This is a genomic window from Levilactobacillus cerevisiae (assembly GCF_003946245.1).
In the GTDB taxonomy this organism is placed as follows: Bacteria; Bacillota; Bacilli; order Lactobacillales; family Lactobacillaceae; genus Levilactobacillus; species Levilactobacillus cerevisiae.
This window is the reverse complement of sequence record NZ_RHNN01000042.1, coordinates 1-13,155: the sequence shown is the minus strand read 5'-3', so window position 1 is coordinate 13,155 and position 13,155 is coordinate 1. Positions and strand designations below refer to the sequence as shown.

Sequence of the window (13,155 nt, the reverse complement as noted above, 5' to 3'; positions counted from 1 at the left end):
GCTCAATTTTTTGTTTTAAACGCGCTTGCTGCTCGACTAGTTTTTCATATTGATTAGACATGGAATTTCCCCATCTCCTATGACTAATGATCTACGGACTTTTCCTTTAAAAACTTGGATACTTTTTTGGATAAGGACTTGATATTGTCATTAGATAAATTAGCATAATCTAAATTGGCTTGACTGATAATTTGTTTACCTAGCCGTTGTTCAATCTTAATTTTTTCAGCTTTAATCTTTTGATTAAGCTGTTTTAATTTAGCTTCTTGTTTTTCTAAGTTGCTTTGAGACATAACGATCCCTCCAATCATATTAAAAATAATCACCGACACTATATCATACAGAGAATGTTAAGTCAAAGTATAAAATTTGAAATAGCGAAGCGGAAGGCATACACTAAAAGTAAATTCAGGAGAATCAGCAGACCGAGTTAAACGAGGTCAATGCGCACTTACACCCCACTAAATTATTGTGGGGTAAATCGTGCTAAATCTTCGTATCAGAAGTCGCCGATGGCGACAACAAAGTCAAACCCATAAACCCAAAGAAAGGTGGTGACCGACATGGCAATTTTTCACATGAGCTTTAGTAATATTAGTGCTGGTAAAGGACGAAGTGCGATTGCCAGTGCCGCTTATCGAAGTGGTGAAAAGCTATTTGATGATAAGGAAGGTCGCCGCTATTTTTATGCCCGCTCGGTTATGCCAGAAAGCTTTATTTTAACCCCCAAAAATGCACCAGAATTGGCCAGTGATCGAGAGCAGTTGTGGAATGAAGTTGAAAAGAAAGATCGTAAATCAAACTCACGGTATGCAAAAGAGTTTAACGTGGCTTTACCGGTAGAATTAAGTGAATCCGAACAGAAAGAATTACTGACAAAATATGTGCAAGAAAATTTTGTTGATGAGGGCATGGTAGCCGACGTGGCAATTCATCGCGACCACCCAGATAATCCGCACGCTCATGTGATGTTAACCAATCGCCCATTTAACCCCGATGGTACTTGGGGACAGAAAACAAAAACCGAATACATTTTAGATAGTCATGGTAATAAAACTAAGACCCCTGCAGGGAATGTGAGAAACCGAAAAATTTGGTTGGTTGATTGGGATAAAAAAGAAAAAATCAATCAATGGCGGCACAATTGGGCGGTTAGTGTAAATCAAGTTTTAGAGCAAAAAAATATTCCCGATCGGATCAGCGAAAAATCATTTATCGAGGAGGGAATAGATGATACACCAACTCAACATGAGGGAATCAATAGTAAGCGGCATGAAAGAAAAGAATTTAACCAACAAGTTAAGAATTATCGTAAGTCCAAAGCTGGCTATAAAAACAACCAAGAAAAAGTAATTAATAGAGGTCATTTAGATAGCCTAACTTAAACTTGAAAGTATGAAGACAGACTGATCCCTTGGTATCACAGGGCATATTTTAATTAATTTAACCATTTAGCTTGCTGTTAACAGCGAAACTAACCGTTTCGGCAAAAATGTGAAGAACTGATTCATCATCTGAATAATTTGGGCTCTTCTTGCATAAACTTCATGATTAATAATCGTTTTTAACGAATTTAGAAGCCATACCAGTGCTTGAGACAACTCAATATCTGGCATGGCTTCGTTCATTATAAAGAATAAATCCCCAATGGTGCGATCATCCTGATTTTGCCGTTCCTGCCAAGCTAATAGGTCATAAGTCATCATGACAATTGCTAAATGCCCACAAAGCCCGTCATAATTTTGAACTTGTGATTTGTCGAGCCGCAAGTATTGCTTGGCAACTTTAAAGTAATTCTCAATTTGCCATCTTCGGGCGTATAGTTGAATGATCTCTTGTGGCTGAAGGCCTAACTGAGTCGTTGCCAGTACTAGGTAGTCATCTTGACGGGCCCGATTAGCCACAAATACCAAGCGAAGCTTGAATTTTTGGTTCCCGACGTGCGCTTCGACAAAGCAGCTGTATTGATAAGCTTGCTTGGGTTGATATTTTGAGGCCTGCAGTCGCTTGTATAATGCTTTAACTGAATATTGCCGTCCGCGATATTGATAGTAAATTTTGCTGGACCGTTTAAGCATGCCCACGCCGTTTAATCCCAACTTGGTTAATTCATAGAACATTTTTGGTGAGCTATACCAGCTATCAAATAACACATAGTCAGCTAGAACGCCATTTGCGAGGGCTTGCTTGACAAGTTGCAATGAAACGAGGTTCATTTTTTGCTGTGCTTGGCGACGTCTCCGGCCAGCAATTGTTCGTTGATCGGTTGTTTTAGCTGATTTTCCAAGGACGTTTTGTGGCTTCTTGGAAGACATTAATGCAAAGTTGATCGGTAAGAATGTATTGGCGTCACTCCAACCCAAAGTTAAAGCCCGGTATCCCTTAATATATAACTGTTTGTCATGGTCAAAGACTCGCGCTAGTAATTCGGTTTGGGTGGCGTACTCACGGGAAAAGAGTGTATCGTCAATGATCAATGCTAACCGCCGCCGGCGGTCAATAAACGGTCGTAAATGCTTGATTAAATGACTCCCAACTTGACAAATCAAGCGTTGCCAATTGATCCGGCCATCGTTCAAATTATTTCTGACGGTGCGACTGGTAAAGTTAGGTGTTTCATGGGCTCGATAAAGCGAGCGTCCCAGGAACTTTGTCGTGAGCAGCCATTCAATGACCTTCATCAAGCTGATTTCTGAATGCCGGCGATAATTCACCAACTTGGTGAGTTTAGATAGACCAATGAGGGAAGTAAATTGATGAACAATATTGTGAAGCTCGTTTTCTGTATTTTTTTGTCTTATAATATTCATGACGTAAGTCTCCTTTGTATCTTGGTTTTGGTCGACTAAAGTATACAACGCAGGAGAGCTTGCGTTTATTTTTTTGCCAAAAAAGCCAATAACCACACGCCTTTGGCGTGATTATTAGCTTTCAAGTTTCAGTTCTTAGTTTTATCGGTTATTACGCCATTAACCAAAATAGTTTGAATTTCAAACTATTTTAGGTTATGATGTGAGATGTTCAAAATTTGGACATGGATGAAGTGAAATCAACCAAATTTTTTTGACAATTTAGTTCGAAAGTCGAATTAATCTGGCGTGATACTTGATCAGTTTTGCAACCGAAAGGAAGAAAGCAATGAGTGTATTAGATGCAGCTAAAATTATGGATCTAATTCCCAATCGATATCCAATTTTGTTTATGGATAAAGTCGATGAATTAAATCCGGGTGAATCGATCGTTTGTACCAAAAACGTCACAATTAACGAGGAATTTTTCCAAGGCCATTTTCCTGGAAATCCAGTTATGCCCGGCGTATTAATTATCGAGTCGCTTGCTCAAGCAGCTTCGATTTTAATTCTCAAGACGGAAAAATATCGTGGCAAGACAGCTTACCTTGGTGCCATTGATAATGCCAAATTCAGAAAAGTTGTTCGTCCGGGTGATGTTTTGAAGCTACATGTTGAAATGGAAAAACAGCGTGACAACATGGGTAAAGTTAAATGCGCTGCCAAAGTTGAAGACAAAGTGGCTTGTTCCGCCGACTTAACGTTCATTGTTCCAAATCCAGATAAAAAGATTTAGACCGAGAGTGAATGAGGAGATTTAATGAATGAATTCGACGAGTGATGAAATTAAAGATGATTACAATTTCATAAGTGAGGCTTTGATAGATATTTATGATCAGATAATGCGAATTGAAGAGAGTGAAATTCGAAAGAGTCGATTTAAGGACATCACTGCAAAAGAATTGCATCTTATTCATACAATTGGCCTTCATGATCGGAAAACAACTTCAGAAGTATCACGTGTTTTGAAGTTAAGTAAAGGGACGTTAACTGCCAATCTTAATAACCTTGAGAAAAAAGGCTACATCATTCGAATGATTAACCAACAGGACCGTCGGATTATCAACCTTGGGCTGACGAGTAAGGGCAGATTGCTTTATCGTGCCCACTATGCGTTCCATCGCCAGTTGGTTGAAAGTTGCTTAAAGGGATTTGACGGATCCAATATTCGAAAGATGCGGCAGGCATTGGTTAACGTTGAGAAATTTATTGACGAGGTTTCATCAAAATGAAATTTGAAGATTTCAAAATAGTAGCTACGGCGAGTCAAGTGCCTGAGCGAGTTGTTGATAATCATGAACTTTCAACGATGATGGACACCTCTGATGAGTGGATCGTTAAGCGAACGGGAATTAAGCGTCGGCATATTGCCGTTACTGAAACTACAAGCTCACTTTGTACCAGCGTTGCTCAGCAATTACTTGCTCAAAGCGAACTGCAGCCTGACGATATTGATTTGATCGTTGTTGCAACCATGTCACCTGATTATTTAACACCTTCTACCAGTGCAACTGTGCAAGGAAACATTGGTGCTACTAAGGCGATGGCGTTTGATATTGATGCAGCCTGCTCAGGGTTTGTTTATGGATTGAAGCTAATTCGGCAAATGCTGATGGCAGATCATAAAAAGAATGCCATTTTAATTGGTGGTGAAACGTTAAGTAAGCTTTTGGATTGGTCTGATCGATCCACTGCCGTTTTGTTTGGTGATGGTGCCGGTGGGGTTTTGGTTACGAACGAGACAACTGCTGATGGGTCATATCTTGCAGATAGTATGACAACCCTTGGCAGTCTTGGTGGCTATTTAACGGCTGGTAAGACTGGTCAGCCATCACCATTTTCATCAGATCATCAACCATTCAAGCCGTTCTTTAAGATGAATGGTCGGCGTGTTTATCAATTCGCGGTTAAGAATGTTCCCGATTCGGTTAACCATGCATTATCGGTGGCTAAATTAGCACCGACAGATGTTGACCACTATGTCCTTCATCAAGCGAACGTTCGAATTGTCGAGCGGATTGCGGATGAACTCGAGCTGCCAATGACCAAATTTCCGGTTAACATCGGTGAATTTGGGAATACCGCAGCTGCCAGCGAACCGATCTTGTTGGATCAGCTAGTAAAACACAACATTATCAAACGTGGCGATACAATTGCGTTAAGTGGCTTCGGTGGTGGCTTAACAGTTGGAACCATGTTACTGACTTATTAACGATATTGCTCATAGAAAATTAATTAATCAAATTAAAAACAAACAACTATATTGGAGGAAATTAATGATGACTAAAGAAGAAGTATTTAACAAGGTAAAGGATATTATCGTGGACCAATTGGATGTTGATGCAGACAAAATTAAAGAAGACACTAATTTCAAGAATGATCTTTATATTGACAGTTTGGATATCTTCGAAGTTGTTGCCAAAATTGAAGATACTTATGATATCGAAATTGAAACTGACGAAGGTATGGAAACTGTTGGTGGTTTGGTAGATTACGTTCTTAAACAACAAACTAAGTAGGTTGATACTTTGAGATTAAGTTATTTATTTAGCGGTCAGGGAAAACAATTTCCCGAGATGGGGCAGGACCTTTACCAACAAGAGGTAATTTATCGTCAAACCATTGAGGAAGCTTCTGCTGCACTTAATATGGATTTGAGTAAATCAGAGGTTATGGATGATCCCAATAATGTCCAGGTCGCCATTGTCGCAATGAGTACCGGTATTTTTCGGATTCTTGAAAAAGAATTCGGATCACCAGTGGGCGCTGCTGGATTGAGCCTTGGCGAATATAGTGCAATTATAGCTGCTCGTGGTGTTCAGTTTGCTGATGCGCTAAAGCTGGTTCGTGATCGTTCTCGCTATATGGATAAAGCAGGAAAAGATCATCCGGGTAAAATGGCAGCTGTTCTTAAGGCAAACGCTGATTTAGTCCGTGAAGCCTGCCGGGTTGGTGCTCAAGCAGGTGATATTTACCCAGCTAATTTTAATACCGATTCGCAGATTGTTATCGGGGGTACACAGGCCGGTTTGGACGCAGCAACCACTTATCTTCATGAACATGGGATTAAGCGGGTTGTTCCGTTAAAAATGACGGTTGCTTCTCATACTCCGTTTATGCAAGAAGCAAGTGATTTATTAGCTGATCGAATTCAAACTGTTGACTTTCATGAGTTTAAGTTTCCTGTTATTAGTAATACAACAATGACCCAATTTGATGTTGCCAATATGAAACAGACGCTGGTTGATCAGTTGGTTAATCCGACCCATTTCATTGATTGCCTCAAAGCCTTAGTCAATTTGGGCAGTGATACGATGATTGAAATCGGTCCGGGTGATACGTTGATGAAGTTTGCAAAATCGTTATCAACTGTTGACACACTACATATTGATAGTGTTAAGACATTGAATGATGTCAGATCAAATGTAAAGTTGGTGAAATAATGAGTGAAGCAAAACAAATTGCATTAGTAACCGGTGCCGCAAAGGGGATCGGATTAGCGATTGCCAAAAGGCTTTCAAAAGATGGTATGACAGTTGTTTTAAATACGCACCATGCTTTAGATGATGATGTGAAGCAGCAATTAAGTGATCAGGGAGTTACTTTTGATAATTTGGTTGGCGACGTGGCCAACGAAGATGATGCCCAAGCAATGATTGACAGTTTGCTGGAAAAATATGGTCAAATTGATGTTTTAGTAAACAATGCGGGCATTAACCGCGACAAATTATTGAGCCGCACTAAGCTGTCGGATTTTAAAGCAGTTATTGACACAAATTTAATTGGCGCGTTTAACATGACCAAGTTTGCAATGAAGTCAATGCAAAAGAGTCGTTCTGGTGTCATTGTCAACATTTCCAGTATTTCAGGCTTGCATGGTAATATTGGGCAGGCTAATTATTCCGCTAGTAAAGCTGGACTAGTCGGTTTGACAAAAACAGCCGCTCGTGAAGGGGCTTTACGTAATATTCGTTGTAATGCTGTTGCTCCGGGAATGATTGAAACCGATATGACTGGAAAAATGAGCGAACGTCGTCAAAAAGAATTCACTGATCAAATTCCGTTGAAACGATTTGGCCGACCGGAAGAAATTGCCGACGCAGTTTCGTTCTTGGTGCATAATGATTATTTAACAGGTCAAGTCATCACAATTGATGGTGGATTAACAATTTAATTGCTAAAGGAGAAAAATTCATGAACAGAGTCGTTGTTACTGGAATGGGTGCCGTTACCCCACTCGGAAATGATGTTGATAGTTTTCTGACCAACTTATTAAATTCGAAGGTTGGCATTAATAAGATTACCAAATTTGATGCAGAAGCAACTGGAATTTCTGTTGCCGGTGAAGTCAAGGACTTTGACGCAATGAAGCGCTTGGACCGAAAAACCGCAAAGCGAAATGATCTGTTTGTCAATTACGCGCTATATAGTGCTCACGAAGCGATGGAAATGGCTGGCTTGAATGAAGACAATATCAAACCAGAGGAACTAGGCGTCATTTATGGTTCAGGAATTGGTGGTTTGACGACCATTCAAGAGCAAGTCATCAAGATGCACGACAAAGGACCTAAGCGGGTATCACCTCTCTTTGTGCCTAATTCCATTGTTAATATGGCTGCCGGTGATATTTCAATTGCCTTCAAGGCCCGTAACACCAGTCAAGCTATTGTGACTGCCTGTTCGTCAGGGACTAATGCAATTGGCAATGCCTTTGAATATATTAAAGAAGGAAAAGCTGAGGCAATGATTGCAGGCGGAACTGAAGCTTCAGTAAATGAAATTGGTATTTCAGGATTTGCTGCAATTACGGCATTATCGAAGACCGAAGATCCAATGAAAGCGTCAATTCCGTTTGATAAAGACCGAAATGGTTTTGTAATGGGTGAAGGTTCTGGAACCCTGGTCTTGGAAAGTTATGACCATGCCAAAGCACGTGGCGCTAAGATCCTTGCTGAGATTGTTGGTTATGGAACGACTAGTGATGCTTACCATATGACAGCGCCTGATCCAGAGGGAACCGGCGCTAAACGGGCAATGCAAATGGCCATTGACGAGGCTGAAATTGATGCCACTGATGTTGACTATATTAACGCGCACGGAACAAGTACTCATGCCAATGACAGCGCTGAATCCAAGGCAATCAATGTGGTCTTCTCAAAGAATGATCATGTTAAGGTAAGCAGTACCAAAGGGATGACTGGCCACGCATTGGGCGCAGCCGGTGCGATTGAGGCTGTTGCAACAATCGGCGCAATTCAAAGAAACCAAATGCCGGTAAATGTGGGTGTTGTTAACCAAGATGAAGAATGTGATGTTGATTTAGTTGATGACACCAATAAGAAAACAACTGTTAACTATGCAATCAGTAACTCATTTGGATTTGGAGGACACAACGCTGTAATTGCATTTAAGGGATGTGATTAAAGTTATGGACGAGAAGGAAATTGAACGGTTATTAGATAAGTTTGATAAATCATCACTCAAAAACTTTGAGTTAACGCAGGATGATTTTAAATTGGCATTGAGTAAACGTGAGGCTGGTGACCAAGTTGTTGTAGGTGAGCCAACATTAACAACACCTAATGACACTGTTAGCGCACCTAAACCGACGTCAAAACAATCACAGAATGAATCAACAACGCCAGCTGTTAATTCGGCAGCTGATGTCGCCGAAATTAAAGCACCGCTGGTAGGTGTTATCTATTTCGCGCCAAGTCCCGATAAGCCTGCCTTTAAAAAGCAGGGCGATAAAGTTGAAAAAGGGGACGTTGTCTGCGTTATTGAAGCAATGAAGATGATCAATGAAGTTAAGAGTGATGTTTCAGGAACAATTTCAAATATCTTGGTTGAGGATGGCAGTATGGTTGAGTATGATCAACCACTGTTTCAAGTTAAGAAGGGATAGATAATAATGACACCCAACGTAAATGATGTGATTCCCCAACGCTATCCTTTTGAAATGATTGACCGCTTTTTGGATGTTCAAGCAGGTGTTAAGGCAAGATCGGTGAAACTGATTTCCATTAATGAATGGTTCTTTGCCAACCAGCCGGTTAACCGGTTAGTTGTCCCACGGCCAATTATGATTGAGGCAATGGCTCAGACTGGGGTTGCTGCCATTCTGTCATTACCAAAATATCAAGGGAAAAATGTGTTTTTTGGCGGCATAAAAAACGCCACTTTTCAAGATGATTTTCGACCAGGCGACCGGTTAATCTTTGAAGTGGAAATGAAAAAGCTCAAAATGAACATTGGATTAGGTCACGGATCGATTATTCGAGACGGTCAAGTGATTTGTGAGGCCGACCTGATATTTGCGGTGGAATGAGAAACCTGGCTCATTTCGGGAATGAATCCAAATGGCGTTCCAAAACGTTTTTAAGTACAAGAAGGTGAGCATATGTTTAAAAAAGTATTAGTGGCAAATCGTGGCGAAATTGCTGTGCAAATTATCAGAGCACTTCATGACATGAATATTGAAGCAGTTGCTGTTTATTCCAGTGCTGATAAGGAGAGCTTGTTTGTTCATTTAGCTGATGAGGCGATCTGTATTGGCGGTGCCCAGCCGAGTGATTCTTATTTAAATATGGCCCAAATTATGAGTGCCGCAACTTTAACTGGTTGTGAAGCCATTCATCCCGGGTACGGTTTTCTCTCTGAGAATGCTGAGTTTGCGGAAATGTGTGAGTCTTGTCATATTCAATTCATTGGTCCTAGCCATCAATTGATTTCACTGATGGGTGACAAGGCTAACGCCAGAGAGGCAATGAAGTCCGCGGGCGTTCCGGTGATCCCTGGTAGCGAGGGTGATGTCACTTCAGTTGATCAAGCTGAACGGATTGCTGAAAAAATTGGTTTCCCAGTTTTATTGAAATCCGCTGCCGGTGGTGGTGGTAAAGGTATCCGTGAGGTTGATCGGCCAGAAGAGCTTCGTGATTCATTCGAGCAGTGCCAACGTGAGGCCAAGGCATCATTTGGTGATGATAGTATGTATGTTGAAAAACTAATCCGAGATGCCAAACATGTTGAAATGCAGGTGATTGCGGATAATTTTGGCCACGTTGTCTATTTACCGGAACGTGACTGTTCTCTGCAACGAAATCATCAAAAGGTAATTGAAGAAAGTCCATGTATTTTGATTTCTCCTGAAGAACGTCAGGAATTAGGTGAAATTGTTGCCAAGGCAACGCTTAAACTTGGTTATACAAATACTGGGACCTACGAATTTTTGATGGATCACGATCACCATTTTTACTTTATGGAAATGAATACTCGTCTTCAGGTTGAACATACGATTACCGAAGAAGTTACCGGCATTGAGCTGGTAAAGGGTCAGTTAGCCGTTGCTGCTAATGAAGTATTACCCTTTGTTCAAGCAGATGCGACTGTTAAGGGACATGCTTTGGAGTGTCGATTAAATGCCGAAGACCCCGAAAACAACTTTGCTCCTCAACCCGGGAAAATTACCCATTTATTTTTCCCTGATGGGTCATTGAGTGTCCGAATTGATGCTGGTGTGACCAACGGCAGTTTTATTTCACCTTTTTATGATTCAATGATCGCTAAATTAATCGTTCATTTAAATGACCGGAATGCGGTCATTGCGAAGATGAAACGGGTGTTAAGTGAGCTTGAAATTACGGGTGTCATAACCAATCAAGCCTTTTTATATGAGTTAGTTACATCTGATCGATTTAAACAGGGAACCTACTCAACTAGTTTTATTGAAAATGATGTTCTTGCTGGTAGGAGGGGATTAAATGCTGCAAAGTCGGTTTAAAATGCCCAGTCGTGATGAATTAAAAAAGCGAATGGATAAAATCCCCGATAACTTAATGAAAGAATGCCCAATTTGCCATACAACGTTTTTTTCGATGAGAATGGGCAAGCAGCGAACCTGCCCTAATTGTGGATTTGGTTTTCGAATTACGGCTCGCAGGCGGGCTAAGATTACGTTTGATACCTTTGACGAAATGGATGCAGACGTAACGGTTCCCGACCAATATGACGATAAGAAGTATCGGGGTAAAATTGCAAAAGCAAAAAAGGTAACCGGAATTAAGGAAAGTGTCTTGACTGGAATCGGGTCACTGGATCATCAAAAAGTGGCGGCCGGAATTATGGACCCATTCTTTATCATGGGTAGTCTTGGCAGTGCCACTGGTGAAAAAATTGTTCGATTGTTCGAAAAAGCAACCACTGAAAAGTTGCCGGTTGTCATGTTTACGGCTTCTGGTGGTGCGAGGATGCAGGAAGGGATCAAGTCACTGATGCAAATGGCAAAGGTGTCCCAGGCTGTTGAGGCTCACAGCAAAGCCGGACTGTTTTATCTGGTGGTTCTTTGTGATCCAACGACTGGTGGCGTTACTGCCAGTTTTGCAATGCAGGGCGACATTATTTTAGCCGAATCTCATGCTTTGGTTGGATTTGCTGGTCGCCGAGTCATTGAACAAACAATTATGAAGCAGCCACCCAAGAATTTTCAAAGGGCTGAAACTGTTTTGGATCACGGCTTTATCGATGCGATTGTTCCGCGGACCAATTTAAAGCAGACAATCTCTCAATTTTTGCGACTGCATCAGAGGGAGGCTAGTCATGGCTAAAAAAACAGCTTATCAACGTGTTCAGGCAGCCCGTGACAGTCATAAAATTTCAACGGATGAACTCATTCGTGGTTTGACAACTGATTTTTTTGAACTCCATGGAGATCGGTCTGATGGCGATGATCAAGCAGTAATCGGTGGCATTGGATTGTTAAAGGATGTACCGATTACGGTGGTTGGGATTCGTAAGGGTGCTGATACGGAAGAAAATATCAAGCGTCATTTCGGTAGCCCTGAACCGGAAGGCTATCGTAAAGCGCTTCGATTAATGCAACAGGCGGAAAAATTCCATCGACCGATTTTGGCGCTGGTGAATACGCCTGGCGCTTGGCCGGATGTGGATGCTGAATATCACGGTATTGGTTCTGCAATTGCCAAGTGCTTACAAGTGGGCATGCAACTAAAGGTACCGTACATTAGTATCATTGTTGGTGAGGGTGGTAGTGGTGGCGCGATTGCGCTTGCCTGTGGCGACAAAGTATTTATGTTTGAAGATAGTATTTATTCCGTTTTGTCACCTGAAGGCTATGCCAGCATCATGTGGAAGGATTCATCAAAGGTCCAGCAAGCAGCTGAAGCCTTAAATTTAACATCAGAATGGTTACAAGAAAATGGTATTATTGATCAGATTATTCATGAATACCACTCTGGTGAGAATTTAGGCCCACTACGTGACTTTCTGGCAAATCAGTTTAATGAACTGGCTAATTTACCGATTGACGAGTTATTACGCCAACGTGAGCAACGTTACCGGAATTTTTAAAAGAAAAATTATTTGGAGGCCGAATTAAATGAGTGGCTTTTTAGATGGAAAAACAATTGTGATCATGGGGGTCGCAAATAAACGCAGTATTGCTTGGGGATGTACCCAGGCAATTATTGATCAAGGCGCTAAGGTTATTTTAACTTATCAAAATGATCGAATTAAGAAGAGCTTACAACGATTTGTTCCTGAAGATTCAGAATTAGTAGAATGTGACGTTGCTGATGATGACAACATTAAAAATGCATTCGAAGAGATTGGTAATAAGTATGGCAAAATTGATGGTGTGATTCATGCAATCGCTTATGCTGACCGTGAGACATTGACGTCTGGGCTGGTACATACTACTCGTGAAGGATACGATTTGGCTCAAAACATTAGTGCCTACTCATTGATTGCAGTGAGTCGTTATGCACAACCAATCCTAAATGACCCTTCAAGTATTGTAACTTTGACTTATTTTGGTTCAACTCGGGCCATTCCAAATTACAATATGATGGGTGTTGCCAAAGCGGCCTTGGAAGCCAACGTTCGCTATTTAGCTTCAGATTTAGGGGTGAATGGGATTCGAGTAAACGCAATTTCTGCGGGTGCGGTTAAGACATTAGCAGTTACCGGCATTAAGCATCATGGTGAATTGTTAAAGGAATCGGAGTCGAGAACCGTTGATCAAAAGAGCGTTACAACAACCGAAATCGGAAATGTGGCTGCCTTTTTGATGAGTGATCTGGCAACTGGAATGACCGGCGACGTGGTTTACGTTGATAAGGGTGTGCATCTTATTTAAAGAGAGTGATCAAATCAGCGGTTAGATCCCAGAATATAAGCCAGCCCATCTAATATTCTGGTTTTGAATATTAGATGGGTCTCTGTCAAATCGTATTGGTGGAGATTTTGAACGGCACATTCACTTCGGTGAATGTGCTTTTTGTTTACTCAT

General features: G+C 41.2%; 15 protein-coding genes and 1 pseudogene. 14 read left to right on the top strand and 2 right to left on the bottom strand.

Annotated features, from left to right (window positions below):
* Positions 1-83: 83 nt before the first annotated feature.
* Positions 84-293, bottom strand: coding sequence for a hypothetical protein (locus EKM99_RS14670; RefSeq protein ID WP_125584109.1), 210 nt, complete (start codon positions 291-293; stop codon positions 84-86).
* Between the two features lie 270 nt (positions 294-563).
* On the opposite strand from EKM99_RS14670, the pseudogene mobQ reads away from it, so the two are divergent.
* Positions 564-1,382, top strand: a pseudogene (gene mobQ, locus EKM99_RS14665) (MobQ family relaxase); the annotation flags it as partial.
* 69 nt (positions 1,383-1,451) lie between these two features.
* On the opposite strand, the gene EKM99_RS14660 reads toward mobQ, so the two are convergent.
* On the bottom strand, positions 1,452-2,810 hold the full coding sequence (locus EKM99_RS14660) for an IS4 family transposase (protein WP_056973869.1): 1,359 nt from the start codon (positions 2,808-2,810) through the stop codon (positions 1,452-1,454).
* A 328-nt stretch (positions 2,811-3,138) separates the two neighbouring features.
* Between EKM99_RS14660 and fabZ the strand changes: the two genes are divergently transcribed.
* From fabZ to fabI, 13 genes are all read left to right on the top strand, one after another.
* Positions 3,139-3,585, top strand: a complete 447-nt coding sequence (gene fabZ, locus EKM99_RS14655) for a 3-hydroxyacyl-ACP dehydratase FabZ (protein ID WP_056973862.1) — start codon at positions 3,139-3,141, stop codon at positions 3,583-3,585.
* Between the two features lie 28 nt (positions 3,586-3,613).
* On the top strand, positions 3,614-4,081 hold the full coding sequence (locus tag EKM99_RS14650) for a MarR family winged helix-turn-helix transcriptional regulator (protein WP_125584108.1): 468 nt from the start codon (positions 3,614-3,616) through the stop codon (positions 4,079-4,081).
* The gene (locus tag EKM99_RS14645; RefSeq protein WP_056973858.1) at positions 4,078-5,061 is read left to right on the top strand and encodes a beta-ketoacyl-ACP synthase III; all 984 of its coding nucleotides are present in this window, start codon (positions 4,078-4,080) and stop codon (positions 5,059-5,061) included. Before EKM99_RS14650 ends, EKM99_RS14645 begins: the two co-directional genes overlap by 4 nt.
* A gap of 67 nt (positions 5,062-5,128) precedes the next feature.
* Positions 5,129-5,368, top strand: a complete 240-nt coding sequence (locus tag EKM99_RS14640; RefSeq protein ID WP_056973867.1) for an acyl carrier protein — start codon at positions 5,129-5,131, stop codon at positions 5,366-5,368.
* Between the two features lie 9 nt (positions 5,369-5,377).
* Positions 5,378-6,292, top strand: a complete 915-nt coding sequence (locus tag EKM99_RS14635) for an ACP S-malonyltransferase (protein ID WP_056986344.1) — start codon at positions 5,378-5,380, stop codon at positions 6,290-6,292.
* Positions 6,292-7,023 carry a 3-oxoacyl-[acyl-carrier-protein] reductase gene (gene fabG, locus EKM99_RS14630; RefSeq protein ID WP_056973854.1) on the top strand — a complete coding sequence of 244 codons (732 nt, stop codon included), beginning with the start codon at positions 6,292-6,294 and terminating at the stop codon, positions 7,021-7,023. Before EKM99_RS14635 ends, fabG begins: the two co-directional genes overlap by 1 nt.
* Before the next feature lie 20 nt (positions 7,024-7,043).
* On the top strand, positions 7,044-8,273 hold the full coding sequence (gene fabF / locus EKM99_RS14625) for a beta-ketoacyl-ACP synthase II (protein ID WP_057877457.1): 1,230 nt from the start codon (positions 7,044-7,046) through the stop codon (positions 8,271-8,273).
* Between the two features lie 4 nt (positions 8,274-8,277).
* A complete protein-coding gene (gene accB / locus EKM99_RS14620; RefSeq protein ID WP_056973865.1) occupies positions 8,278-8,754 on the top strand; it encodes an acetyl-CoA carboxylase biotin carboxyl carrier protein in 477 nt (158 codons plus the stop codon).
* Positions 8,755-8,760: 6 nt separating this feature from the next.
* Entirely contained in the window at positions 8,761-9,177 is a 417-nt protein-coding gene (locus EKM99_RS14615) for a 3-hydroxyacyl-ACP dehydratase FabZ family protein (RefSeq protein ID WP_056973850.1), read from the top strand.
* A 72-nt stretch (positions 9,178-9,249) separates the two neighbouring features.
* Positions 9,250-10,629, top strand: coding sequence for an acetyl-CoA carboxylase biotin carboxylase subunit (locus tag EKM99_RS14610; protein WP_125584107.1), 1,380 nt, complete (start codon positions 9,250-9,252; stop codon positions 10,627-10,629).
* Entirely contained in the window at positions 10,610-11,452 is an 843-nt protein-coding gene (locus tag EKM99_RS14605) for an acetyl-CoA carboxylase carboxyltransferase subunit beta (protein ID WP_056973843.1), read from the top strand. The genes EKM99_RS14610 and EKM99_RS14605 overlap by 20 nt, the downstream gene beginning before the upstream one ends.
* A complete protein-coding gene (accA, locus tag EKM99_RS14600; RefSeq protein ID WP_125584106.1) occupies positions 11,445-12,215 on the top strand; it encodes a carboxyltransferase subunit alpha in 771 nt (256 codons plus the stop codon). Before EKM99_RS14605 ends, accA begins: the two co-directional genes overlap by 8 nt.
* Positions 12,216-12,243: 28 nt before the next feature.
* Positions 12,244-13,002 (top strand): enoyl-ACP reductase FabI, encoded by a 759-nt coding sequence (fabI, locus tag EKM99_RS14595; RefSeq protein ID WP_056973839.1) that lies wholly within the window; start codon positions 12,244-12,246, stop codon positions 13,000-13,002.
* Positions 13,003-13,155 lie beyond the last annotated feature (153 nt).

Excerpts from the sequence above, each read along its gene's own strand:
- EKM99_RS14670 (WP_125584109.1), bottom strand. The coding sequence starts at position 293 with ATGTCTCAAAGCAACTTAGAAAAACAAGAAGCTAAATTAAAACAGCTT.
- EKM99_RS14660 (WP_056973869.1), bottom strand. The coding sequence starts at position 2,810 with ATGAATATTATAAGACAAAAAAATACAGAAAACGAGCTTCACAATATT.
- fabZ (WP_056973862.1), top strand. The coding sequence starts at position 3,139 with ATGAGTGTATTAGATGCAGCTAAAATTATGGATCTAATTCCCAATCGA.
- EKM99_RS14650 (WP_125584108.1), top strand. The coding sequence starts at position 3,614 with ATGAATTCGACGAGTGATGAAATTAAAGATGATTACAATTTCATAAGT.
- EKM99_RS14645 (WP_056973858.1), top strand. The coding sequence starts at position 4,078 with ATGAAATTTGAAGATTTCAAAATAGTAGCTACGGCGAGTCAAGTGCCT.
- EKM99_RS14640 (WP_056973867.1), top strand. The coding sequence starts at position 5,129 with ATGACTAAAGAAGAAGTATTTAACAAGGTAAAGGATATTATCGTGGAC.
- fabG (WP_056973854.1), top strand. The coding sequence starts at position 6,292 with ATGAGTGAAGCAAAACAAATTGCATTAGTAACCGGTGCCGCAAAGGGG.
- fabF (WP_057877457.1), top strand. The coding sequence starts at position 7,044 with ATGAACAGAGTCGTTGTTACTGGAATGGGTGCCGTTACCCCACTCGGA.
- accB (WP_056973865.1), top strand. The coding sequence starts at position 8,278 with ATGGACGAGAAGGAAATTGAACGGTTATTAGATAAGTTTGATAAATCA.
- EKM99_RS14615 (WP_056973850.1), top strand. The coding sequence starts at position 8,761 with ATGACACCCAACGTAAATGATGTGATTCCCCAACGCTATCCTTTTGAA.
- EKM99_RS14610 (WP_125584107.1), top strand. The coding sequence starts at position 9,250 with ATGTTTAAAAAAGTATTAGTGGCAAATCGTGGCGAAATTGCTGTGCAA.
- EKM99_RS14605 (WP_056973843.1), top strand. The coding sequence starts at position 10,610 with ATGCTGCAAAGTCGGTTTAAAATGCCCAGTCGTGATGAATTAAAAAAG.
- accA (WP_125584106.1), top strand. The coding sequence starts at position 11,445 with ATGGCTAAAAAAACAGCTTATCAACGTGTTCAGGCAGCCCGTGACAGT.
- fabI (WP_056973839.1), top strand. The coding sequence starts at position 12,244 with ATGAGTGGCTTTTTAGATGGAAAAACAATTGTGATCATGGGGGTCGCA.